We start from the raw sequence: 23,814 nt of genomic DNA on the forward strand, positions 1-23,814 counted from the left end.
GTTCATGGCAACCCATCCCGTTTCCCCCAGCTCCGCCAGCGTGTCCGAGACAGTGAAAGCTTGCTTGCTATCGGTACTTAGCAGCACCCTGAGCACCGAACTCATCGTAGACGACACCAACCTCTTCGATGTCGGTGTGGATTCGATGAATATGACGGACTTGCTGCTGCAACTCGAACAGCGCTTCGGTTTCACGCTGGCCCCCGAGGATCTATCCGCCGATCTGTTCCTGCGCTTCGGCAATCTCGTCTCTTTCGTCGAATCCCATGCGTCCTTCGACTAACTTCACTGGCGCCGAACCGCGCATTGTCGCCACGGCGCGATATATCCCACAGCACGATGTCCCGGCCGATGCACATTCCGAACCATTCATGGTTTCCGGTGGGTCCGCACGAGAGGACGTGATGCAAGCAGTGTATGCCGATACGCTGCGGTGGCGCGACGGTGGTGCCCCATTCGGCGTGGCCGGTATTCCGTTGCCGCAAGCATCACGGGCTACTGAAAACCGGGTCGCTGCGGAATCCGACCAGACATTGTCCGACATGGCACTTGCCACTGCGCGAACGCTGCTTGACTCGTCAGCTCAGGTCGAGGCGCTCACACTCGATCAAATCATCGTATGCACAACGAGCTTCGAGCATGATCTGGCATTGTCGTGCGCCTGCCGTCTCCACAGCGAACTTGGATCAAGCCGAGCACCGCTAGCGGTCGGCCAGCTTCAAGGCGTGTCGTTTCTGATGGCGTTGGAAATTGCCGTGGCGATGATGGCCGCTGACATCCGACTGAATACCGTCGTGATTGTCGCCGCGGAGCGCTGGCGCCGGCCATTCTCACGTCGGATGGGTGCACTGGTCGACATGGGCGACGGGGCCGCTGCCGTCCTGATCGCGAGACACCCCAGCCCCGGATGGCGGGTACGCGGGCTCACGGTACGGACGTCAGGAATCCCCCCCCTGGCAAGCGAGCGCGAACCCATCTACACATCGACCCTCACGGATGTCATTGGCGAGACGTGCGCAAGCGCGGGTTTTCAACCTGGCAATGTCGACTGGGTACTTCCGGCGCCAATCGACACTCATTTGGCTCACGAAATCCACACGCGCTGTGGATTGCGGCCCGAACGTGCCTGCCACATATGCATGGACGCGCCCGGCCATTTCTGCGCAGCCGACACGCCCGCGCGACTCGACGCGCTGCTGCAATCGATCAACCCTAACGAGGGGCAACATGCCCTCGTTTGGTCTGCCGGTTTCCAAGGGCAAGCCGGTTGCGCGCTCCTTGAATTTCGTCGAGGTCGATCATGATTGCGTCGCAACAAGCCGGCTCCCTTTCTCTATCTGGCATCGCGTTCAGCCTGCCAGATCGGACTGTGGATGCGTATCGCTGGGCGGAGCGCTGTGGTCAGCCGTCGACTCGTGCGCGTGCACTGATCGAAAACGGCGTAACGCAGTTCCACGACGCAGTTGGCGAATCGCCCGTGACACTTGCCGTCGACGCTATATCGTCCCTGCTGCGCAACACCAGAACAGCACCCGAAACGATCGATGCGTTCGTGTACACGCACACGATTCAGACCAGCGTTATCGCACCACCCGCGAGTACTACGCAACAGATCCAGTCCCAAATGAATCTGAACCGTGCGCTGGCATTTTCAATAATGCAACAGCACTGCGTCTCACCAATGGCCGCGATCCGTGTGTTGCAGGCACTCGCCTCGCGACAACTCACCATCCGGCGCGCGATTGTGGTCTGCGCCGACGTGATCGGTTCCCACTGCGATCGGCTGCGAGCAATCCAGGATCTTGCGCTCCATAGCGACGGTGCCTGTGCGCTGCTGCTAGAACGAGGCGGTCACCTAAACGCGATCGCGGGCTTGCACTTGTATACGGACGGACGATCCTTCCGCGGTACGGACGAGGATCTGCAGCCGGTTCCCGACGATCGATACTACTGGTCTGCGTTCACGACCATGCGTGCCGCCATTCAGCAAGCGGGCATTACGACACGCGAGATTACGCACGTACTGCCTCACCACGCCAATCTTCCGGGCTGGTCCAGGCTGATGGCAATGCTAGCCATCCCTCGCGAGCGGCTCTTCACGGCGAACTTCGCGCCGATCGGCCACGTCTTTGGCGCCGATCCCTTCATTAACTTCCAGACATGTTCGAACCGGGAACCGGGCGGTTACTCGCTGCTGTTCTCATGTGGCCTAGCAGGGTGCTTTGGTGCAATGGTGGTCCGCCACTGATCAGCCCATCGATTTCCTTTCAACGCTCGACATTCGATCCGGATACCGCCATGAGAAACATACTCGACCTCGTGGAAGCGGCTGCAAGCCGCACACCTGATGTGGAAGCGCTCGTCTGCGGTTCCGCCCGCATAAGCTACCAAGATCTGGCTCTGCGCGCGCGCGGTATGGGCGACGCCCTCCACGCACTTGGGTTCACGGCCGGCGCGCGCATTGCGATTTATCTGGACAAACGTGTCGAGACGGTCGTGTCGATGCTGGGTGCCGCCGCGGCGCAATGCGTGTTCGTTCCCATCAATCCGCTCCTCAAACCCCAGCAGGTCGCTCACATCCTGCTCGACTCCAGTGCCGATTGCCTGATTACCAGCGCGCTGCGCGCGCGGGTCCTTGACGAACATGGTCTTACCGGCGTTTCCTACACGATTATCGTGGACGATGCCGGCTCCGTAAGCCGACACCTCCGAACAACAACGCACGTTCAAAGCTGGCCCGAGTCCGCAAGCGGAGATCGCACGGAACGCGATGGTGACAATCCGCCACAATCACCGGCGTCGGCCAATGTCGACACGGATCTGGCTGCCATTCTCTACACATCAGGCTCGACCGGATTGCCGAAAGGCGTGATGCTGAGCCACCGCAACCTGCTCGAAGGTGCCTGGAGCGTTGCTCACTATCTGAACAACGTCTCATCCGATCGAATCCTCGCCGCCCTGCCGCTCAGTTTCGATGCTGGCCTGAGTCAGCTCACATCGACTTGGGCGTCGGGAGCCACCGCCGTGCTCATCAACTATCTGGCACCGCAAGACGTCATCGATGCCTGCGCGAGCGAACGCATTACGGCGATCACGGGCGTACCGCCCTTGTGGATGCAACTGGTCCGTGCGGCTTGGCCTGAAACGGCACGCCGGACGCTACGCTACTTCGCGAATACTGGCGGCCGACTTCCGGCGCCCGTCTTGCAGCAACTCCGGGCATTGTTTCCGCAGGCCAAACCCTATTTGATGTATGGCCTGACCGAGGCATTTCGGTCCACTTTTCTCGATCCCTCAGAGGTGGACCACCGCCCCGATTCCATTGGGAAAGCCGTACCTAACGCCCGAATTCTGGTCGTGCGCGATGATGGCTCGCCTTGCGGGCCGGACGAAACCGGAGAACTCGTCCATGTCGGAGCCTGCGTCACGCTCGGTTATTGGAATGACGCGACGCGGACAGCCCAGCGCTATCGACCTTCGCCCGAGCTGAAACCCGGTGGCGCGCCGCGGGATCGTGCTGTCTGGTCAGGCGATCTGGTACGGCGCGATGCAGAAGGATTCCTGTACTTCGTCGCACGCAACGACGCCCAAATCAAGAGTTCTGGTTATCGCATCAGCCCGGAAGAGATCGAAGAAGTCGTTCACGACAGTGGCCTTGTCATGGAGGCGGTTGCCTTCGGAATCCCTGACGATGAACTTGGGGAAGCGATCGTCCTGTTGGTTGTGCCGGTCGCCACGTGCTTCGATGCTCAAACGCTTCAGGCCTGGTGTGTGGAACATCTGCCGCGCTACATGGTGCCGCAGCGCATCGTGGTCCGCGAGACAGTTCCGCGCAACCCCAACGGGAAATTCGATCGGGCCGCATTGCGCGCCGCCTTCTCGAGCTCTGACGCCGCCTCCGAAGTGAGGCAGTCGTGAACGGGCTGTTTGGGGAGCACAACGGCGTCCTCACCATCGGCGGCGTCGGGATCAATCGCCTGGCCGATCGTGCAGGGCGTACGCCGTTCTTCGCCTATGATCGCGCAACGCTCGACGAGCGTGTATGCACGCTGCGCGATATGCTGCCAGCCGGTATCGACCTGCATTACTCGATTAAGGCGAACCCGATGCCCGCGGTAGTCCATCACCTTGCGCCACAGATGGATGGGTTCGACGTGGCATCGGCCAATGAGATGGCACTTGCGCTGAATGCCGGCATGCCCGCAGAACTGATCGGCTTCGCCGGGCCTGGCAAGAGCCGCGACGACTTACGTCGCGCCGTCGCAAGCGGTGTCAACATTCACCTCGAATCGACCACGCAGCTGCACCTCGTGACTGCGCTCGGCTGGGAGCTCGGCGTGCAGCCCAAGGTCGCCATTCGAGTCAACCCGGACTTTCGCGTCGATCACAGCGGCATGCGCATGGGTGGGGGGGCCACCCCTTTTGGGCTCGATGCGGGGCAGGTGCCCGAGCTACTGCGCGAGCTCGATGCAAGGGAAGTGGCACTGGCCGGCTTTCATATTTTCTGGGGGTCCCAGTGTCTACATGCCCCGACCGTCATCGAAGCTCAACGCAAGAGCGCGGATCTCGCCGTGAGATTGGCCGGCGGCCTGCCAGTCGCGCCGCAATACGTGAACTTCGGAGGCGGTTTCGGCATCCCCTATTTCGCGGGGGAAACACCACTTGACCTCGCTGCGGTCACCGATGCCATGCACGATTGGCTCGGCGTATTCCGCGGTCGCTTACCGGACACGCGCGCGATCTTGGAATTTGGGCGATATTTGGTCGGGGAAGCCGGCATCTATGTCTGCCGAGTGATCGATCGCAAGGTATCCCGAGACCGAACATTCTTGATCACCGATGGCGGCCTGCACCACCATCTAGCTGCATCGGGAAACTTCGGGCAGATCCTGCGCCGCAATTTTCCGGTCGCCATCGGGAATCGCCAAACACAAGCCCCTACGGAGCGTTGCCACATCGTCGGATGCCTGTGCACGCCGCTCGACCGGATCGCCGACGACGTGCTGCTTCCCGAGGCTCGCATTGGGGACTTTGTGGTCGTCTTCCAATCAGGTGCGTATGGACGCTCGGCCAGCCCTAGGGACTTTCTCGGCCACCCTGATGCGATCGAGATGCTCGTCTGACCACCCTCGTCCTTTGTGGAGGATTGTGATGTTCTCCCCCGACTCCTTCCCGCCAGGGCCCGCTCCGGCACCGTGGGCACTGACCGATGATCAACGCAACCTCTATATCGCGAGCCAACGCTTCGCGCGCAACCGACTGGAGCCTTTGCTTGCCGGTTCACCCAGCGTAGCAGCGTGGCAAGAAACCGTCAGACTCGCTGCCGCCACACTTGATCTTGGAGCAATGGTCCTACCCGAGGAACACGGCGGCCTCGGAATCGACCGTCACGGCCTGGCACTTGTTGTCGAAGCGCTCGCCGCCGGACCGCTTGAGCGTGCGTTGGAGTTGACGCTGACAGCACCCGCGCTCATGGTGCTCCGGACGCACAATGCACTCGGTCCAGTCCTGGCTCGGCCAGTTCAGGCGTATTTCGACGGCACAACAGCGATCGCGTTGTCCGTGCCCGGCATCGACAACGCAACAATATGGCAACTCGGTCCACTGGGCGACGCTGTGACCCTCGCCATGCGGATAGATGACAAGCGGCGCCTCCTCCTCACCGAGCGCCCACGTGATCAGCGACCTTCGAGATCGACAGGCATCGCGACGCTCGGCACCCTCGTTTTGGAGCAATTGCATTCGGACAAAGCCGCGGCCGAAACGCCCCTCGCCGTGATTGCGCGAGCCGACAGCGATAGCGTTCCTCCCGCGCAAACGTACATGACGGAAATCGGCCTCTATCTCGCTGCGCTCTTGACGGGCGCCATGCAACATAGCGTCCGGTTCGCGTTCGATTACGCGACGACTCGGCAAGCGTTCCGAAAGCCGTTAGCAAGCCACCAGCTCGTCGCGGCGCGATTATCCGACATGCTGATCGTCACCCATGGCACTCACCTGTTTTTGCAGGCAGTAAGGACGGCTCGCCCGTCGGCGCCGGTCCCGTTAGTCCGTCAGTTACTGCGACACGTCGCGGCCGAGTCGGTCAACGTCAGTCGTGAATTCGTGCAGCTTTGCGGTGGGCACGGCTATGTTGAAGGTCTCCCGCCGGCAGCCCGCTTCCAGAGCAGCCACTGGGTTGCCCAGCTCCTGCTGCGCATCGACACAGCGCTCGGCTGGCTCGCGGAACCGCGGATCGAAAATGGGGAGGTAGACGTATGAATGGTAACGCCCCTACGGATGGCGCGCTTCAGCCCTCAATGGGCAACGCTGCAACGCATGTAACGTCATCCACGTGCTGGTTACGCAAACCAGGGCCGAATGACATCGACGATATCGTCGCATGGCTCGCTCAGCCGACCATCGGTCGGTGGTTCGACTTCGGGCTCGGCCGCCAAACCCTACCCGCATTGGCGGTGCAAGCAATGGTTCATAGCAGGCAGCATCGAATACGTGTGTTCGGTCCAGCTGGCTATGCAGTGCCGAGCGGTATGGTCGCCGTCAGTGATGTCACGCATCGCTTCGCGACGGGCACATTCTGGATCCTCCGCGACCGGTTGCGGCCAACTTGCGTCAATATGGCTTTCAACGCAGCGACATACCTCCTTCACGAAGCGTTCGTCCGTGATCGGCTGCGGTGCATCACTGCATGGGCTGTCGACTGCAATGTGCCGTCGCAACGTCTGCTCGCGCGCCTGGGTTTTCGTCTGATCGGACTGCAACGAGACTGTCATCTCATCGATAGCACGCGCGTCGGGCGGCTCCTTTATGACCTGCTGCCCGACGACCTCGCGCTACCACGTGCACGATGAATACACCTGTGATCACGGCACTTGCCAGCTATGTGCCGCACACAGTCGCTGTACAGCGTGAGCGCGGAATCGAGCCGACGCTCGGTGCTCCGATGCGGTCCGGTTGGCACGCTTGGGTCGTGTCGTGGCAAGCGGATTACGCCCGTCACCCCACAAAGAAGGCGGCTTCAACCGGAAGCGCTGCAATCAGCGCAGCGCCGGACGAATTTCGTTGTGTCCCTGTTGAGCGCGATACCGATCTATCCGGGCTCGCCGCGAAAATGGCGCAGACAATATGTGCTGCGCGGCCAGCCAATGCAGCGCCGATCGATATTGCAATGTTCTGCCACAGTAGCCTCAACGAGCATGTGTCCACAACGACCGCTGGACGCTTGCGTGCAGTAATCGGCACGCCCTGCTTCCCGTTCTCCATCTCCCAACAGCAGGGGGCCTCCACGTTCACGGCCCTCCAGCTGGCGAGTGATCTGCTGATTGCGGAGCCCGAAATCCACACCATCTTGATCGTCGCTGCAGAAAAGTGGTGTCCGCCGTTCTCGCGATGGACCGACCAAGGAATTGTGCAGGGCGATGCAGCCGGTGCCATCCTCGTGGAACGCTCCAGACCCGCGTCTTGCGGACTGGTGGTGATCGACGCACGCACCAGCCGCCTCCACCGGTTCGCGCCACCCGCCCCGCTCTCAAGCCTAGACATCCGCACCGATTGGGTTCCGGCGCTGCAATCGACGATCGACGCGATACTGCTCCGACACGCGCTTCAGCCGAACGACCTCGGCACCGTCGTAGGAGCAGGAATAGATCCGCAACTTGATGAAGCTATTTGCCGACATCTCAGTCGCCGTGTCGTTGAATTTTCCGACCGCCGCCGCGCCCATCTGGGCGCAGCCGAACCTATCGTGCGGCTCGCCAACACACTCGAATCTCACGACCTGTCAGTGTGCGACCGAATCCTGACGTGGGGCGTCGGCCTGGGCGGTTTCGTCGGTTGCGCACTGTTCGAATCGCATGGCAGACCGCACTTATATTTCAACCCGTCATGAGCGCTTCTATTGGTATCGTCCATACCGCTTACTATCTGCCTGAGCCGGCCGAAGATGTCCGCAGTTGGGCCCAACGAACCAAGCAGTCCGTCGAGACCGTCAAACGCCTCGAAGAAGCGGGAGTGCGCTCGTTCTATGACGCTCGGGGACAGACTGCGCTTTCGCTTGCCGCGAACGCCATCCAATCGCTCGTTCGTGCGACCCATTTTGCTCCCGACACGATCGACTTTCTCGTCTACGTTCATACGCTTCAGGGCAGCGTCGTCCCTCCGCCGCTATCCCTGCCACGCCTGCTATGCGAACACTTTGGTTTCGAGCAGGCAGAGGCATTCTCGTTTGCGCAACAGCATTGCGCCTCATCACTGGGCGCGCTACGGATCATTCGCGCGATGTTTTCCGCCCGTCCAGCTATCAACCGCGGCCTGCTGGTCGGCGCAGACGTCATGCCCCTCGCAAGCGATCGGTCAATAGCCGGGGCGGGATTGCTCAGCGACGGCGCATGTGCGGTGCTCGTCGAACGCGATACCTCGATCAATCGATTGGTCTCGCTGGCGTTTCACGCGAGTGGAGAAGGTTGGCTAGGCACACTGGGAGAAGATGAATCGCGTATCGCAGCTCAGTACTTCTTTGCCGCGCGTCGACTCGCGACGCAAACGAGCGCTGAGGCGAATGTGCCCCAAGCTGAAATTCAGCGCATCTTGCCTTCCCATCTTGATCTGCCAACCTTGCGCCGAACTACCGCATCGCTCGGTCTTCCAGCACGATGCCTGTTTACTGACAACTTTGCTCGCGTCGCGCATGTGACGGTCAGCGATCCATTCATCAATCTCGCCGACTGCGACGATCTGGTTCCCGGTAAGCCTTTCCTGCTATGCGCCCGCGGAGTGGGAGGATTTTCCGCAGCGGCACTCTTCGTTCGTTAACAGGATCGTTGAATTCAGGAAATTTCGCCGACGGTGCGCCACACGATCGCTAAATACGTCGCAATATCGTTCCCGATCCGGGCGGCGACTTTAAGAAAATCGCGTATCAAACTATTACAATCTATTGGATGACGTTCCGATTCAATCCATTAGACTCCACACTAGCTACGCATCCAACGTCCATCTCGACGTAACCTCCGGCGTCGGCCCTAGCATAGCGGGTGCGCGTACATTCAGCGCCCCACTACCATAATTTTTGTCCGAGTTGCTGCCAGAGTGTCGGCGCCTTGCTCCAGAATTTCTCTTGAATGCCACTAGGCAATAAGCGAGGTAGGAGTCATGAGAACGCGATTTCGGCATCGCACAAGCAACAAAGCATCCAAGCCACCACCATGGAATGTCACATTGGCTACCCGAATGGCGCCAATCCTGTCTCTCTTTACCGATGCAAAGGATATTTCTTCGCTTTCTGACTTGCTTGGCAATGCGGTGCTTCCCTTGGGTTTTCCATGTTATGCCGTCACACGAATCTCCCTGACTTGCGTTCGCTCTAGACCCAGCATGTCTATGGAGGCAATCTGCTCGCATTATCCCAACAACTGGGTGCAGCACTATCTACAGCACAACTATGGCTCCGTTGATCCCGTACATCGAGCGGCTTTTACTTCCTCAGGACCTTATCGCTGGGGCGATATTACCGACTTGAACCATGCTGAGCGACATGTGCTCGTGGAAGCATGCGACGCCGGACTCAAAAACGGGTTGAGCATTCCAATTCGTGAGGTCGGGGGCAGTGTTTTGCTCATCAATCTGTCAGGTCCATCATCCCGTATCAATGCAGGGACGAGCCGGCAGCTCGCGAGCGTAATCAGCAATCTATTTCGTTTGGAGCTGGATCGGTTCGCTCCTCCCCATCCAAAGGCGTTCATTCAGCTTTCCCCGCGTCAGCGCCAATGTCTTTCATGGGTCGCGCAAGGTAAAACATCGTCGGATATCTGCATGATTCTCGAAATATCCCGCCATACCGTCGAATATCATATCACTGAAGCAATGAAGGTCCTGAACGTGAATAGCAGGATAGCAGCCGCCGTCATTGCCTCCAATTTCGGCCTACTTGATTAGCTCTCTTATTTTCAGTCGAAGTTTTCCGAATAATTTGTGAGCACGTCGCTGGCATGATTTAACCATGACGCCGCACCTCTCGAATCCCATATATTGAATAACCCGGGATCAGCCAGAGATCTTCAATCTCGCACGGATTATGCACGGCCAATATTCATTTGCGCCTCCTCCCTACCTAACTAGTTCCTGTTGTTGTTTCGACTTGATACGGTGGCGCCCATCGACAAACGATGGAGAACGCAAATGCCACTCATTATCGCGGGTAGGTTGAGCGACTTGCCGCTTGAATTTCGTGATGGACTCGGCGCGTTCCGGTACGACGTGTTCGTGCGCCGCCTCGGCTGGCCGCTACCTGATGTTAAGGAAAATGAAACCATAGAATGGGATCACTTCGATGGCGAAAACACCATTCAGATTGTTGAACTTACTCCCGAAGGGCAGATATGTGGTTGCGCACGCCTGATGCCAACTACCGCCCCATACCTGCTCCAAGAACTACTTCCTCGATCGTCGGACCTCGACTTTCCCTCGTCACCCACCGTATGGGAGCTATCGCGGTTCGCCGGCTCGGGCATGCAACTCTTTCCCTATGTTATGGCCGTCGCGGCATCCCTCGGCGCGACCCGCATCATTGGTGTCGTCACCCAGGCCATCGCACGACTGTATCGCCGCTTTGGCCTCGATCTTCAGTATGTGGGACCTCATCCGGAGACCGCTAGCTCTCCGTTCGTCGTCTGTGCCATTGATCTCACGTCCGCCGCGTTCGCCAAACTTGGATCCGATCTCGATAGTCTTCGCTCTTCAATCACGTGGCATCGTCCGCTCACGCCGAATGTTCGTGGCTCTGTGGTGGAGACGGCACCACGCGCTGCTCGTTGCGCGGCAGACGTGCAATAGGCCCCCTCCCGGAGACGACCGTCGCGCTTCGCCGAAATTAGTGGGCTCGACTTCCACGACTACAACTAGGATGTGGATCGCCGGTGGTGATGCCGGTTATCCGCATCCTTTACCCAATCCGGCCGGATGGCGGATGCGTAGGCCTGACCGGTGCGTGAACCTTCGCCGCTTGCCTGTGCCCTCAGTCCGAGACGTTCATCAATCGCATGAGCGACAGTCGAAGATTTTGGCAGACGACCGTCATCGCAGTCCGTCCAGAACACATGCATCGCGTCGAACAAAACTGAGAGGATCGCGGTCAAGTAAGGCAGGCGAACGACTACACCGCCTCCCATCGAAGTGCCATCAACAGGACCGTAGTGATCGCTCGGCACGTCGGCCGGCAGGTCTATCCGCAACGCGTCAAGTTCACGCTGCAATCGCTCTTCAACGCAGTAGTGTGCGGTCGCCGAGTTCGCCAGGACCTTGCCAAGCTCACACAGCTTCTCGTCTTTCAGTTGAACGCATCTTGTGAGACGACGAATCTGCGTTTCGGCCCTTCGCAAACGGATCTGTAAGGTCGCGCAATCGCACGCTGGTGCCGAGCATGCGCTTGTATCACTCAATCGCGAAACACTATCGCGTTGCTCCATAGCAGGCCTCGCCTCGAACGTGGCGATATGTACTCCACACACCGCGAGAAATCGGACCGATGATGCACCGACCTTGCCGGACTCATCGCGCCGGCGCAAATCGGTTCATCTTTTTTCGTTCCTTCACGCAGCAATGTCAACTGTGAGGATTGGGGGGTACCGATCAGCGCATCTGCGAAGTTGAACGATATGGAAAAACGAAACGTCCCACCACAACATCGGCGCAGAATTGGTCTGTCAATTGCACGAGATCACGCACGCCCCGAAAAAAAGAAGCGGCTTGTCTGAAGTTTCACGCTTTAGCAGAGCCGGCGAGAACACAGTAGGCCTCCTCATTGCTCCTCCAACGCAGCCTGATGGAGACGGTCTCAACAGGCACCGGAAGATCAGTGCGGTTGAGCGCATATCGGCGCACAGCGGGCGACCACCCAACAATCTGATGATGAGCGTCGACAATTTGCGTATCCAACCGCAATAGTTCAATGTCCGGATGTCGATTGCTCCACCAGATTTACGGCCTCGGAGACGATAAATGATCGACTCCGGGTCCAAACGATGAGAAAATCGCGCAATCGTTACAATAGCCCTGCTGACAATAGAACGTCGCAGACCCGATGCGTCGCTCCGAATTGGACTCTACGAAGCGATCATTTCAATACTGTTCCTTTTAGCCACGTGGAGTGAAGAATGGCCACCTATCAAGAGTTGAAAGCCAAGGCTGATGCGCTGCTCGTGCAAGCGGAAGAAGCTAGGCAGGCCGAACTAGCGACCGTGCTCGAAGAAGTTCGTGCGCGTATTCAAGAGTATGGCCTCACGCCGGAACAGCTCTTCGGCCGTAAGCGCGCACGTGGCGCGAATGGCAGCCAAACCCCGACGGCGAAGTATCAGGATCCGAAAACGGGAAAGACGTGGAGCGGGCGCGGCCGCGAACCGTCATGGATTAAGGGTAAGAAACGTGATCGCTTCTTGATCGCCGAATGATCACCGTAGCGTAGCGATCGGTCGCCCTACGGACGCTCTCTGGGCCCGCAGCTTCATGCCGAAGGCCCGGTTGACTCTGTATCAAGCCGTTCCGGCTCAAGCGATTCCGATCCGTCTCAGTTGCCCCAACGCTGAAGACTCCTCCGCAGTCTTCGGGAATCCATGCCGTTCGTCTCGGCGGCGACTCTATTTCATACATAGCAGCGATACCGCCAGATATCGGTGAATTCAGCCTCCATTGCATCGGAATCAAGCGACATACTGACGACACAGCCTCGCACTCGCGATACCCGGCGAGTGCGAACCTGCCCGGCCCGCAGCACCGTTTCTAGAATAGAAGCAGCGTCGATTCAGGCAGCGAACGTTTGCGGCATGACCGGCGCCATTGACGCTTCGAGCATACGTCCGCTTGAACAATATACCCCCCAGTCCTCCATCATGAGCCGCCGTCTTTCGAGTTGATCGCGACGCCGATAAGCTGCTATCGTCTGCGAAGTAATGATGTGCGCCAACGCTTCCTCTGCCAAAGAATCCGGATAGTCGGTGCATTCGGCGACCCAGTCACGAAATGTCGACCGGAAACCGTGCACGGTGATGCCGGAGTACGACATGCGTTTCAGCAGTGACAGCATCGCCATGTTCGACAGTGGGCGCCCTTCCGTGCAACCGGGAAACAGATATCCATACTTCGCCTTCGGTAGCGCACTGCGTACGATCTCGACGGCCCGCTTGCAAAGTGGCACGCGCAGCGGCCGACCGCTCTTCGTGCGATCTCCCGGGATACTCCGGACACGATTGTCGAGATCAAACTCCTCAACCCGCGCAAACCGCACCTCGTTCGTGCGAGTCGCCGTGAGGATAAGCAGGTGCAGCACCCGTGCCGCGCGTCGGGGACGAAGCTCCAGGTCCCGGATAAACGTCGGAAGGTCTTCCCAAGGCAACGCCGGATGATGCTTTACCTGCGAGCGTTTCTTTGACCGTGGTAACACCAGTTGGAGATGGTCTACGTAACGAGCAGGGTTACCACCGGCGCGGTGGCCCATCACGGTCTCCGCGTCCAGGATCGCCTTAATGCGCCCCCGCACACGGCGCGCCGTCTCCGCCTTTTTGGTCCAGAGTGGCTGAAGGCAGCCAACGCCAACCATCGCTCGCACAATCTGCCGGGTAAGACTCCCTCAATCGCAGATAGGCTCCTACCCACTATCCTACCCATATTGGCCGTAGCGCCAATCCAAGATCGGCCGCAACGCCCTGATGGCAAAGGGACGCCGAGCAGCTTCCCGCCCAAATGCCCCAAAAGTTGCCTTGGCGGGCTCGGTTGCGTTCGGGATGCTCCCTACAGGCACGCCCCCGATACTGGCATGCAGGGACACATGGTCCGCCGAGAGTGTTAATTATGTCAAATTGATCGAATATTCGTTCTCCTGGGTCGGATACCGGGCGACCCCGCACGCCATCCCGCCCGCCTGATATCTCTATTATCATGCTCGCCGCGCAGGCGCACCTGCTTGCAACTGCGCTGATCATACGTCTGAAGTTTTGGAGCGAGCATGCGAGACATCATCGATGGTTTTTTGCGTTTTCAACGCGACATCTACCCGCAACGTGAGGCGCTTTTCAAGCAACTCGCCACGTATTCGTCACGTGCTCCGACAGCCGTGTCGTACCTGAGCTGCTCACTCAGCGTGAGCCGGGCGAACTGTTCGTGATCCGCAATGCGGGCAATATCGTGCCGTCGTACGGCCCGGAACCCGGCGGCGTTTCCGCCACCGTGGAATACGCGGTCGCCGTTCTCGGCGTTCGGGATATCGTGATCTGCGGCCACTCCGATTGCGGCGCGATGGGCGCGATTTCGCGCTGCACCTGCCTCGACCATCTGCCGGCCGTCGCGAACTGGCTGCGTCATGCCGATTCCGCGCGAGTCATCAACGCCGCGCACGAATACGACACGCCGCGCGCAAAACTCGACGGGCTCGTGCGCGAAAACGTCATCGCGCAACTGGCGAACCTGCGCACCCACCCTTCAGTCGCGCTTGCACTGGAGCAAGGACGCCTAAACCTGCACGGCTGGGTCTACGACATCGAGACGGGCGGCATCGATGCGCTGGACGGCACCACCCGACGTTTCGTCCCGCTGGCCGAATCGCCCACGGTGGTCGCCGTGAACTCGCGCGACCGCGCTCAGATCTAGTCCACCGACTGTTCGCGCCCGATGCCTGGCATCGGGCGTGCACAACGATCCGCCTCTCGGAGCGAGAGCGGGAGCGCGCACGCCGGTTTGTATCGCCCCACCCCACGCGCGAGTCTAACGGCGTCAATGCAGACGCCTTCCACGTTGACGGGCATCGACACCATCACGTGTACTCAATCGGCGATATCCCGCCTTTCGCCGTCGCCATCGGCCACGGCTGCGGGCATACGCGGAGCTCGGCGTTGTTCCCGGCCCGATGGCGCCGTGCACGCGTGTTGTGTGCGGTCGCCCTAATGCGCAGTGCGCCGCAACATCGTCGTGTCGTAACCGAGCGTCCGAACCCGTTCGACAAGCGCCGCGGCCTGTTCAGCGGAGGGCTTCGCATCGCGCGTCAGGATCCACAGGAACCGACCCGACGGTTCACCGACGATCGACCATGAGTAGTCGTCGGCGCGATCGAGCACCCAGTAATCGCCGAAGAAGAACGGCCCGAAGAACGACACTTTCAGCTTTGCGCCGCCGCTGTCGGCCACGATCTTTGCGCGCCCGTCGGAGCTTCGCGCGCGGCCGTCCGGCCCGCCTTTGTGGCAGGTATTGCGCACGCCGATGAGACCGTCTTCCCGCTTCGCATACTCGGCCGTCACGCCGTCGCATCCGCGCTCGAAGCGGTTTTCATACCGCGCGAACTCGTACCATCTGCCGACGTAGCGATCGAGATCGACGGATTTCGCGGGTTGCGGAACGTGTGCATTCCCGCTGGGCCCGCCGGCGAGGCCTGCACATCCCGCCAGCACCAGGGCGGCGCCCGCCACGATCACTCCCGCCGCCCACACCGGTCGGCCAACGATACTTCGCTTCATTGAATGACTCTCCAGACACGAAACCCGGTCATTGTGCACGCAACCGACGGTAGTCGGCCGCATTCGCCGCACGTTGCGGCTGCCTGCATCCGCGCGGACGCGTCGCTCGTATCTGGTTGAAGAGATCACAGCGGGCGTTGCGCTGCACAACGTGCAGCGGGCGTGCCACCGATCGTTCAATCACATGCATCCGAGAGTGCTATATTTCGCTCGACATTCACATCATGGCGGTCCGCGCCATCCACTTTGCATGAGCGACACGCCAAGCGGTGCCAGCGGCTTCGATCAGACAGCCCCTTCGCGCGATGCCGATGCGGATGTCGCGCGCCGCGAACATCTGAACCGGGTGATGCTTCAGGCAGCAACCGGCGACCAGGCGGCTTTCGCGGAGCTGTACCGACTGACCGCGTCGCGGGTGTTCGGGACAATCGTGCGCATGCTTCACGATCATGGGGAAGCCGAGGATCTCCTCCAGGAGGTCTACACGACCGCATGGCGACGCATCGACGCGTTCGACCCGGCGCGCGGCGGCGCGATGACGTGGCTAATCACGCTAGCGCGCAACAAGACGATCGACCGCTTGCGGCAGCATCGCGACGCGCAACTCGACGACGAACAGGCGCTGGAGCTTCCCGCCGAAGATCCGACGCCCGCCGCGCTGGCGGAGGCCTCGCAGGAGCGCCTGCGCCTCGAGCGATGCCTCGCGCAACTCGATTCGCAGCAGGGCCGCGCGGTGCGCGAGGCCTTCTTCAGCGGCGCGACCTACAGTGAGCTGGCAGCGCGACTGCGTGTGCCGCTCGGAACCATGAAGAGCTGGATCCGGCGCAGCCTGATGCAGCTGAAGGTGTGCCTGGAGCAATGAATACGCCGGCCGATCACAATCCCGAATTGCGCTGCGCGGAATACGCGCTCGGCGTGCTCGACGCAGACGCGCGCCGCGAGCTGGAGCAGGCCGCCGCGCGCGACCCGGCGTTGCAAGCCACACTCGAGCGCTGGCAGCGCCACCTCGCCCCGCTCGCGGACGACGTCACGCCCGTCGACCCGCCCGCGCGAACCTGGACGAGGATCCAGCACCAACTGGGCTTCATTCCGCCGCCGCGCCCGCGCAGCGCTGCGCCATCCGACGGATGGTGGAACAGCCTGCGACTGTGGCGCTGGGTCGGCATGGGCGCGAGCGTGGCGGCGCTCGGACTGCTCACGGTCAACGTGATCCGGGTGGGCGAAGCGCCGCCGCGCCCCGCTGCCGAAGACAGCCACTACATGGCGGCCACGCTGGCACAAGCGGATGGCGTCGCACGGTGGACCGCCACGGTCGACTTGCAGCGTGCCCGGATGGTCGTGGTGCCCGCGAACACGCCACCGATCGCCGCTGACCGCTCGACGGAGCTCTGGCTGATTCCGCCAAATGCGAAGCCGATCTCGCTCGGCGTATTCGCGTCGAACGCACCGGCGTCGATGACGCTGCCGCAAGCGATCGTCGCGCGACTCGATGCACGCGCGGTGCTCGCCGTATCGCTCGAGCCTCGCGGCGGCTCGCCGAGCGGCCAACCCACCGGGCCGGTGCTCGCCACCGGCGCGATGCACACCACTTGACGCGCGCAACGCGCGCTCAACCCGCAAACGTAAAGGGAGGCGGCGTGCCGCCCGCTGCCGTCTCTCTCGACGAGATCGCGCATCTCGTCGCATCCGTCTGCATCCGATCGGTCGACCGCTCCGTATAAAGGGATATCGCGCCCTCGGAGCCCGTATGCCCGCCGTCGTCGTTGCCCTCCTCGCCTTCGTCGGACTGATCCTGTCCTTCACGGCGGTGTGGATTGCCCAATTGCATTCCCGGAACGCCGGGATGATCGATCCTGTCTGGGCCGCGACGCTCGGCGGCGTAGCCGTGTTCGTCGCCGTGCTGGCTACCGGCCCGGAATTGAATCGTGCGCTCGTCGCCGCCGGCGGCGGCATCTGGGGGCTGCGACTCGCGCGACACCTGTGGCGGCGCAATCGCGGGCAGCCGGAGGACCCGCGCTATCGACAGTTCCGCCTGCAGTGGGGCGACGCCGCGCCGCGCAACATGTTCTGGCTGTTCCAGTTGCAGGCGCTGATCTCGATGCTGCTGTCGATCGCGTTCTTCATCCCCGCATACAGCGCGGCAGCCCCGTCCCGGTTCGCGATCGCCGCGGCAGTAGCGATCTGGATCGCCGCCGTCGCCGGAGAGACTGCGTCCGACCGGCAACTCAAGCGGCTTCTCGCGGATCCCGACCACGGCGGCCAGGTCTGTCGCGCCGGCTGGTGGAGCTATTCGCGGCACCCCAACTATTTTTTCGAGTGCGTGCACTGGCTCGCCTACACGGCGCTGGCGATCGGCATGCCGTGGGGCTGGCTGACGCTGTTCCCGCCACTCCTGATGGCATGGCTGCTGCTCAAGGTATCCGGCTTGCCGCTGCTCGAAGCGCGTCTGGTGCAAAGCCGGCCGGGCTACCGCGAGTACATGCGCACGACCAGCGCCATCGTTCCGTGGCCTCCGAGGCCGGCGCCCGGCCCTTCCCCCACTCGATCCGATCACCCTGAAGACCGGAGCACGCGATCATGACCGCTACCACCTCGCAACCGTCGCCGGCCTCGGCGGCGGCACCCAACGACGCCTGGCTGATCCGCTGCTGCGAGCGCGGCTGGCTGCCGGACCGGCTGATCCGGGCCGGCATGCGCTCGCTCATGCGGCAACGCCTGCGCGACGAACATGCGTATGACGGCGAACGGCGCGCGGCGGCCTACGACACGCTGGTGCGTGAACTGGGCGCGAGCCCGATCGCAATCGAAACGCTCGCGGCGAACACGCAGCATTACGAAGTGCCCGGCAGCTTCTTCGAGGCCCATCTCGGCCCGCGGCTCAAATATTCGTGCGGCTATTACCCGCGCGGCGACGAAACGCTGTCGCAAGCAGAAGAAGCCATGCTGGCGTTGTACGCGCAGCGCGCCAGGCTGGAGGATGGCCAGCGCATTCTCGACCTCGGATGCGGCTGGGGTTCGCTGTCGCTCTGGCTCGCCGAGCGCTACCCGGCCGCGCAGATCGTCGGCCTGTCGAATTCGCACGGTCAACGCCACTTCATCGAGCGGTGCGCGGCGCAGCGCGGGCTGACGAATCTGCGCATCGTGACCGGCAACGTGGTGGAGTTCGACTTCGATCCCGAGGATGCCGGTTTCGACCGCGTGCTCTCGATCGAGATGTTCGAGCACATGAAGAACTACGGGCAACTGCTCGCCAAAATCGCGCGCTGGATGCACGACGACGGCAAGCTCTTCGTGCACATCTTCGCGCACAAGCTGCTCGCCTATCACTTCGCGGTGCACGACGACACCGACTGGATGTCGCGCTATTTCTTCACGGGCGGGACGATGCCGTCGGCCGACCTGCTGCTGCGGTTCCAGGACGACGTGCGCATCGCCCGCCAATGGTGGCTCGACGGGACTCACTACGCCCGCACGGCCAATCAGTGGCTCGCGTCGCTCGATGCGGCGCGCCCCCGGGTCATGCCGATTTTCGAGACGGTCTACGGCGCCGACGCCCGCATCTGGTTCCAGCGCTGGCGGATGTTCTACATGGCGGTCGCCGAGCTGTTCGGCTATGCCGACGGGCAGGAATGGGGCGTCGCCCACTATCTGTTCGACAAGCGCCGGGTTCTCGCATGACGGCCGCGATCGCGTACCGGGTTCTCCGCCGTGCCGCCGTCACGGTCGTGACGGCGCTCGCGATCGGGGCCGCCGGGTGCTCGGGCAGTCCGCCGAACCCGAATCCGCGCGCCGCCGTTCCGCTGTCGACCGTACCCGTCGACCTGCCGCGCTACATGGGCCGCTGGTACGTGATCGCGAACATCCCGTATTTCGCGGAACGCCGCTTCGTCGGCAGCCGGGCCGAGTGGCGCCTGCGTGACGACGGCCGGATCGACGACGCATTCGTCGGCCGCAAAGGCGGCTTCGACCAGCCCGAGAAGCACTACCGGTTCGTCGACGCCGTCAAGCCTGGCAGCGGCGGCGGCGAATGGCGCGTGCGGCTGTTCTGGCCGGTGTATGTCACGCAACTGACGCTCTACGTCGATCCCGACTACCGGTACACGATACTCGGCTACCCGGGCAAGACGCTCGGCTGGATCTTCTCGCGCGAGCCGACGATGGACGAGGCCACCTATCGCTCGCTGCTCGCCCGGCTCGATGCGATGGGTTACGACACGTCGCGCTTCAGGCGGGTGCCGCAAACACCCGACCAGATCGGCAAGCCGGGCTTCGCGTCGCCCGGCGATCGCGAATGACCACCGCACCTGCATCCGCCGCGTGCGGTGCGACGTATATGTGCACATGTGATTCCCGAACCTGCACTTGTGACTGACGGAGACCATTCGCGATGCACCCGGAACTTTCAATGTCGCTGCCCGGCCGGCGGATTGCCGTCGTCGGCGCCGGCATCGCGGGCCTGGCCAGCGCGTACTTGCTGGCCCGCCGTCACCGTGTGACGCTGTTCGAGGCCGCCGACTACCTCGGCGGTCACACGCACACGGTCGACGTCGAACTCGACGGCGCACGCCACCCCGTCGACACGGGATTCCTCGTGTTCAACGACCGGACCTATCCGAACCTGATCGCGCTGTTCGACGAACTGGGCGTGGCCGCCCATTCGACCGACATGTCGTTTTCGGTTTCGGTCGACGGCGGCCGGCTCGAATGGGCCGGCAGCAACCTGAACACGGTGTTCGCGCAACGCCGCAACCTGTTCTCGCCGACCTTTCTCGGGATGTTGCGCGACATCCTGCGCTTCAACGCGTCCGCGCAAGATCACCTCGAATCGGCGAGCCGCGAGCGTCTTTCGGTCGGGGAACTGCTCACGGCCGGCGGCTACGGCGCATCGTTCCAGCATCACTACCTGCTGCCGATGGCGGCCGCGATCTGGTCGAGTGCGGCCAACGACATCCTGCGGTTTCCGGCGGCGACGTTCCTGCGCTTCTGCCTGAATCACGCGTTACTGCAGGTCAACAACCGGCCGGCCTGGCGCACCGTCGCGGGCGGCGCGCGGCAGTACGTCGAGCGCATCGCCGCGACGCTCGACGACGTGCGCGTGAATACGCCGGTCCGCGCGATACGGCGCGACGACGCGGGCGTGACGGTGGCGACCGATACAGCCGGTCACGAGCGGTTCGACGCGGTCGTGCTCGCGTGCCATGCGCCGACCAGCCTGCGGCTGCTCGCGGATGCCAGCAAGGCCGAGCGCGACGTGCTCGGCGCCGTGCGCTACCAGCACAACGTCGCGGTGCTTCATACCGATACCGCGTTGCTGCCGCGCCGGCGGCGCGTGTGGTCGGCGTGGAACTACCTGGGCGGCCGGCCGAGGCGCACGGGCGGCGAATCGCCGGTGTGCGTGAGCTACCTGCTCAACCAGTTGCAGCCGCTGCCGTTCCGCTCGCCGGTCGTCGTCACGTTGAATCCGGTCGACGAGCCCGCGCCCGACACCCAGCTCGGCCGCTACGATTACGAGCATCCGCTGCTCGATCTCACGGCCGTGGATGCGCAGCATCGCCTGCCGATGCTGCAAGGGCGGCGCAATACCTGGTTTGCGGGAGCGTGGACGGGCTACGGCTTTCACGAGGACGGGCTGAAGTCCGCGTTGCGCGTCGCCCGCGACTTCGGTGTCGCTCCGGCCTGGGCCAAGCCATGAGCGCACCCTTTGCCCGCGACGGCACGGCCGCCCGGCTTCTCGTCGGCAACGTGATGCATGAACGGCTGCGGCCCGTGCGCCATGCGTTCACGTATCCGGTCTTCCAGGTCTGCTGCGACGTCGAACGGCTGGGAGAAATCGATGGCAGCTGGTTCGGTATCGATCGCTGGCGCCCGCTCGGACTCGCGTTGCGTGACTACGGCCCGCGCGACGGCCGCGCGCTCGGCCCGTGGATGCGCGATGTCCTCGCACACGCCGGCATTCCAGCCGACGGCCCGATCTGGCTGCAGACGATTCCGCGCATCTTCGGCTACGCGTTCAACCCGGTGAGCTTCTGGTACTGCTACGACCGCGCGGGCCGGCTTCGCGCGCTGTACGCCGATGTGCGCAACACGTTCGGTGCGCACCACGGCTACCTGATGAGTGCGATGCGCCACGCGCCGATCGGAGCTGACACCGTGCTCGTCTGCCGCAAGACGTTTCATGTCTCGCCGTTTTGCGACATCGTCGGGGATTACGCGTTTCGCGTGCGTCAGTGCGGCGATCACCTGAGCATGGCGATCGACTATCGCGACGACGACGGCCTGCTGCTGCGCACGGCAATCGCCACGCGGTCCGCGCCGCTGACGGCGGCACGCGCGTGGCGCGCGCTGGCCCGGCAGCCGCTTAACGCGATCAACGTCGTGATCCGCATCCATTGGCATGCGTTGCGGCTGTGGCTCGCGCGCGTGCCGTTTTACGGCAAGACGCCACCCGCGTATTCGGCGTCCGCCGACGCATCCCAGCCCCGTTCGCCGGACGCATCGTCACAATGCCGCTCCGCGATGTCCGATCATGAGGTTCGCCCATGACCCTGCTGCGCCTGTTCTCGTCCGCATCGCAACCGGCGATGCCGCTGTCGGCCCGGTTGTTCCTCGCGCTGCTGAGGCGGATCCGCGACGGCCATCTGACGCTCGTGACACCCGAAGGCGCGCAACAGGTGTTCGGCGATCCGCGCAGCCAGCCGGCCGCGACGCTGCAGATCCGCGACTGGCGAGCGTGCCGCGCGATCCTGCGTGCCGGCGACATCGGCTTTGCCGACGCGTATCGCGCAGGGCAGGTCGAGACGCCCGATCTTGTCAGTCTTCTGCGCGTCGCGATACGCAACGAACCTGCGGTCTCGCAAAGCGTAACGGGCGGCCGCTTCGCGCGTCTCTGGTACGCGTTGCGCCATCGGCTTCGGATGAACACGCGTGCCGGCAGCCGCCGCAACATTCATGCTCACTACGATCTGGGCAACGACTTTTACGGGCTGTGGCTCGACGACACGTGGACGTATTCGAGCGCCTGCTTCGACGGCGACGAGCGGCGGTCGCTAGCAGATGCGCAGGCGGCAAAGTACCAACGCATCATCGATTCGCTGAGCCTGCGCGCCGGCATGAACGTGCTCGAGATCGGGTGCGGCTGGGGCGGCTTCGCCGTGCATGCCGCACGGCAAGGCATACGCGTGCATGGCGTCACCATCTCGCAGGCGCAATACACACTGGCCCGCGAGCGCATCGCGCGCGCCGGGCTGTCCGATCGGGTCACGCTCGAATTGCGCGACTATCGCGACGTCGACGGCCAATACGATGCGATCGTGTCGATCGAGATGTTCGAGGCCGTGGGCGAAACGTTCTGGCCGGTGTATTTCGACACGCTCAGGCAGCGCCTGAAGCCCGGTGCTCGCGCGCTGATTCAATCGATCACGATCGTCGAGTCGCAATTCGAGGCCTACCGCGCGTCGAGCGACTTCATCCGCGAGTTCATCTTTCCCGGCGGGATGCTGCCGAGCCCGGAGCGCTTCGTCGATGCCGCGCGGCGGGCTGGCCTGGCTGCTGAGCCGGTGCTTGCGTTCGGCGACGACTACGCACGTACGCTGCGCGCATGGCGGGCCAGATTCGACGCGCGCCTCGACTCGGTGCGCGCGCAACGGTTCGACGAGACGTTCATTCGCACCTGGCGCCTCTATCTCGCCTATTGCGAAGCGGGATTTGCCGAGCGGCGAACCGACGTGATGCATTTCATCGTGTCGTCGGGCGGCTGACATGCGGCGCCGGCTTGCGATGCTCGCCGCAGTCGCGGCCGCGGCGCTGGCTGCCCCCTTGTTCGCCGGCGCGAGCTGTGTCGACGACATCGCATCGGCGCGACTGATCGGATCCGGCCGGTTCTGCATACTGGGCATCTGCTTGTACGACGCCCAGCTGTGGGCGCCCCGGCCCCCCGGCGCGTTCGACACGCCGTTTGCGTTGTCGCTGGCCTACCGTCACGACGTGAAAGGCGAGCGGCTCGTCTCGACGGGCATGGACGAAATCGAGAGACTCGCACCCGCGCCGTTGCCGCCGACGACGCTCGATGCTTGGCGCCGCGATATCGAACGGGCTTTCACCGACGTATCGCGCGGCGACGTGCTGTGCGGCGTGTATGTGCCCGAGCGCGGTGCACGCTTCTACACCAACGGCCGCCTCACGGCCGACGTGACCGACCCGGCGTTCGCGCGCGCATTCTTCTCGATCTGGCTCGACCCACGCACGCGGGCAAAGTCGTTGCGCCGTCAGTTGCTGGGCGACGATGCGCGCTGATTCGACGGTGAGCGGCGATGGTCCGATG

24 protein-coding genes and 1 pseudogene are annotated in these 23,814 nt (G+C 62.5%); 22 read left to right on the forward strand and 3 right to left on the reverse strand.

The genetic code is table 11. The features are described 5' to 3' along the window. Positions 1–4 precede the first annotated feature (4 nt). The 11 genes from DIE12_RS30190 to DIE12_RS30240 all read left to right on the forward strand — a co-directional run bounded on the left by DIE12_RS30190 (position 5) and on the right by DIE12_RS30240 (position 10,830). Positions 5–283 carry an acyl carrier protein gene (locus DIE12_RS30190; RefSeq protein WP_059493792.1) on the forward strand — a complete coding sequence of 93 codons (279 nt, stop codon included), beginning with the start codon at positions 5–7 and terminating at the stop codon, positions 281–283. 121 nt (positions 284–404) lie between these two features. After that, entirely contained in the window at positions 405–1,304 is a 900-nt protein-coding gene (locus DIE12_RS30195; protein ID WP_260429050.1) for a 3-oxoacyl-[acyl-carrier-protein] synthase III C-terminal domain-containing protein, read from the forward strand. Next, positions 1,301–2,248, forward strand: coding sequence for a 3-oxoacyl-[acyl-carrier-protein] synthase III C-terminal domain-containing protein (locus DIE12_RS30200; RefSeq protein WP_124523441.1), 948 nt, complete (start codon positions 1,301–1,303; stop codon positions 2,246–2,248). Before DIE12_RS30195 ends, DIE12_RS30200 begins: the two co-directional genes overlap by 4 nt. A 50-nt stretch (positions 2,249–2,298) precedes the next feature. Further along, a complete protein-coding gene (locus DIE12_RS30205; protein WP_124523443.1) occupies positions 2,299–3,918 on the forward strand; it encodes an acyl-CoA ligase (AMP-forming), exosortase A system-associated in 1,620 nt (539 codons plus the stop codon). Next, positions 3,915–5,123 carry a pyridoxal-dependent decarboxylase, exosortase A system-associated gene (locus tag DIE12_RS30210; protein ID WP_124523445.1) on the forward strand — a complete coding sequence of 403 codons (1,209 nt, stop codon included), beginning with the start codon at positions 3,915–3,917 and terminating at the stop codon, positions 5,121–5,123. The genes DIE12_RS30205 and DIE12_RS30210 overlap by 4 nt, the downstream gene beginning before the upstream one ends. Positions 5,124–5,151: 28 nt before the next feature. Continuing rightward, positions 5,152–6,261 (forward strand): acyl-CoA dehydrogenase family protein, encoded by a 1,110-nt coding sequence (locus tag DIE12_RS30215; RefSeq protein WP_124523447.1) that lies wholly within the window; start codon positions 5,152–5,154, stop codon positions 6,259–6,261. Continuing rightward, positions 6,258–6,851 carry a GNAT family N-acetyltransferase gene (locus DIE12_RS30220; protein WP_124523449.1) on the forward strand — a complete coding sequence of 198 codons (594 nt, stop codon included), beginning with the start codon at positions 6,258–6,260 and terminating at the stop codon, positions 6,849–6,851. Before DIE12_RS30215 ends, DIE12_RS30220 begins: the two co-directional genes overlap by 4 nt. Continuing rightward, positions 6,848–7,888 carry a 3-oxoacyl-ACP synthase gene (locus DIE12_RS30225; protein WP_124523451.1) on the forward strand — a complete coding sequence of 347 codons (1,041 nt, stop codon included), beginning with the start codon at positions 6,848–6,850 and terminating at the stop codon, positions 7,886–7,888. Before DIE12_RS30220 ends, DIE12_RS30225 begins: the two co-directional genes overlap by 4 nt. After that, positions 7,885–8,811, forward strand: coding sequence for a 3-oxoacyl-ACP synthase (locus DIE12_RS30230; protein WP_124523453.1), 927 nt, complete (start codon positions 7,885–7,887; stop codon positions 8,809–8,811). The genes DIE12_RS30225 and DIE12_RS30230 overlap by 4 nt, the downstream gene beginning before the upstream one ends. Positions 8,812–9,228: 417 nt before the next feature. Then, a complete protein-coding gene (locus DIE12_RS30235) occupies positions 9,229–9,933 on the forward strand; it encodes an autoinducer binding domain-containing protein (protein ID WP_260429051.1) in 705 nt (234 codons plus the stop codon). A gap of 243 nt (positions 9,934–10,176) precedes the next feature. Then, positions 10,177–10,830: an acyl-homoserine-lactone synthase gene (locus DIE12_RS30240; RefSeq protein WP_185641024.1), complete on the forward strand. Its 654-nt coding sequence runs from the start codon at positions 10,177–10,179 to the stop codon at positions 10,828–10,830. A 65-nt stretch (positions 10,831–10,895) separates the two neighbouring features. On the opposite strand, the gene DIE12_RS30245 is transcribed toward DIE12_RS30240, so the two are convergent. After that, a complete protein-coding gene (locus DIE12_RS30245; RefSeq protein ID WP_185641025.1) occupies positions 10,896–11,462 on the reverse strand; it encodes a hypothetical protein in 567 nt (188 codons plus the stop codon). Between the two features lie 687 nt (positions 11,463–12,149). Here DIE12_RS30245 and DIE12_RS30250 point away from each other — a divergent pair. Next, the gene (locus DIE12_RS30250) at positions 12,150–12,443 is read left to right on the forward strand and encodes an H-NS family nucleoid-associated regulatory protein (RefSeq protein WP_059491930.1); all 294 of its coding nucleotides are present in this window, start codon (positions 12,150–12,152) and stop codon (positions 12,441–12,443) included. A gap of 350 nt (positions 12,444–12,793) precedes the next feature. Here DIE12_RS30250 and DIE12_RS30255 read toward each other — a convergent pair whose 3' ends face one another. Beyond that, complete coding sequence (locus DIE12_RS30255; RefSeq protein WP_260429052.1) at positions 12,794–13,486, reverse strand: site-specific integrase; 693 nt, start codon at positions 13,484–13,486, stop codon at positions 12,794–12,796. 507 nt (positions 13,487–13,993) lie between these two features. Here DIE12_RS30255 and DIE12_RS30260 point away from each other — a divergent pair. Beyond that, positions 13,994–14,634 (forward strand): annotated as a pseudogene (locus DIE12_RS30260) (carbonic anhydrase). A gap of 290 nt (positions 14,635–14,924) precedes the next feature. Here the strand turns inward: DIE12_RS30260 and DIE12_RS30265 are convergent. Continuing rightward, complete coding sequence (locus DIE12_RS30265) at positions 14,925–15,494, reverse strand: lipocalin family protein (RefSeq protein ID WP_124523508.1); 570 nt, start codon at positions 15,492–15,494, stop codon at positions 14,925–14,927. Positions 15,495–15,744: 250 nt separating this feature from the next. On the opposite strand from DIE12_RS30265, the gene DIE12_RS30270 reads away from it, so the two are divergent. The 9 genes from DIE12_RS30270 to DIE12_RS30310 all read left to right on the forward strand — a co-directional run bounded on the left by DIE12_RS30270 (position 15,745) and on the right by DIE12_RS30310 (position 23,786). Next, positions 15,745–16,356: a sigma-70 family RNA polymerase sigma factor gene (locus DIE12_RS30270; RefSeq protein WP_062911597.1), complete on the forward strand. Its 612-nt coding sequence runs from the start codon at positions 15,745–15,747 to the stop codon at positions 16,354–16,356. Then, the gene (locus DIE12_RS30275) at positions 16,353–17,087 is read left to right on the forward strand and encodes an anti-sigma factor domain-containing protein (RefSeq protein ID WP_124523457.1); all 735 of its coding nucleotides are present in this window, start codon (positions 16,353–16,355) and stop codon (positions 17,085–17,087) included. The genes DIE12_RS30270 and DIE12_RS30275 overlap by 4 nt, the downstream gene beginning before the upstream one ends. Positions 17,088–17,241: 154 nt before the next feature. After that, complete coding sequence (locus DIE12_RS30280; RefSeq protein ID WP_124523458.1) at positions 17,242–18,075, forward strand: DUF1295 domain-containing protein; 834 nt, start codon at positions 17,242–17,244, stop codon at positions 18,073–18,075. Next, on the forward strand, positions 18,072–19,172 hold the full coding sequence (locus DIE12_RS30285; protein ID WP_124523460.1) for a cyclopropane-fatty-acyl-phospholipid synthase family protein: 1,101 nt from the start codon (positions 18,072–18,074) through the stop codon (positions 19,170–19,172). The genes DIE12_RS30280 and DIE12_RS30285 overlap by 4 nt, the downstream gene beginning before the upstream one ends. Further along, the gene (locus tag DIE12_RS30290) at positions 19,169–19,789 is read left to right on the forward strand and encodes a lipocalin family protein (protein ID WP_021157771.1); all 621 of its coding nucleotides are present in this window, start codon (positions 19,169–19,171) and stop codon (positions 19,787–19,789) included. The genes DIE12_RS30285 and DIE12_RS30290 overlap by 4 nt, the downstream gene beginning before the upstream one ends. Before the next feature lie 92 nt (positions 19,790–19,881). Beyond that, positions 19,882–21,186, forward strand: a complete 1,305-nt coding sequence (locus tag DIE12_RS30295; RefSeq protein WP_124523462.1) for an NAD(P)/FAD-dependent oxidoreductase — start codon at positions 19,882–19,884, stop codon at positions 21,184–21,186. Further along, entirely contained in the window at positions 21,183–22,037 is an 855-nt protein-coding gene (locus DIE12_RS30300; protein ID WP_124523464.1) for a DUF1365 domain-containing protein, read from the forward strand. Before DIE12_RS30295 ends, DIE12_RS30300 begins: the two co-directional genes overlap by 4 nt. Further along, entirely contained in the window at positions 22,034–23,251 is a 1,218-nt protein-coding gene (locus DIE12_RS30305) for a cyclopropane-fatty-acyl-phospholipid synthase family protein (RefSeq protein WP_124523465.1), read from the forward strand. Before DIE12_RS30300 ends, DIE12_RS30305 begins: the two co-directional genes overlap by 4 nt. A gap of 1 nt (position 23,252) precedes the next feature. Further along, the gene (locus tag DIE12_RS30310) at positions 23,253–23,786 is read left to right on the forward strand and encodes a chalcone isomerase family protein (protein WP_021157775.1); all 534 of its coding nucleotides are present in this window, start codon (positions 23,253–23,255) and stop codon (positions 23,784–23,786) included. Positions 23,787–23,814: the final 28 nt, after the last annotated feature.

This window comes from Burkholderia sp. Bp9015 (assembly GCF_003853505.1).
In the GTDB taxonomy this organism is placed as follows: domain Bacteria; phylum Pseudomonadota; class Gammaproteobacteria; order Burkholderiales; family Burkholderiaceae; genus Burkholderia.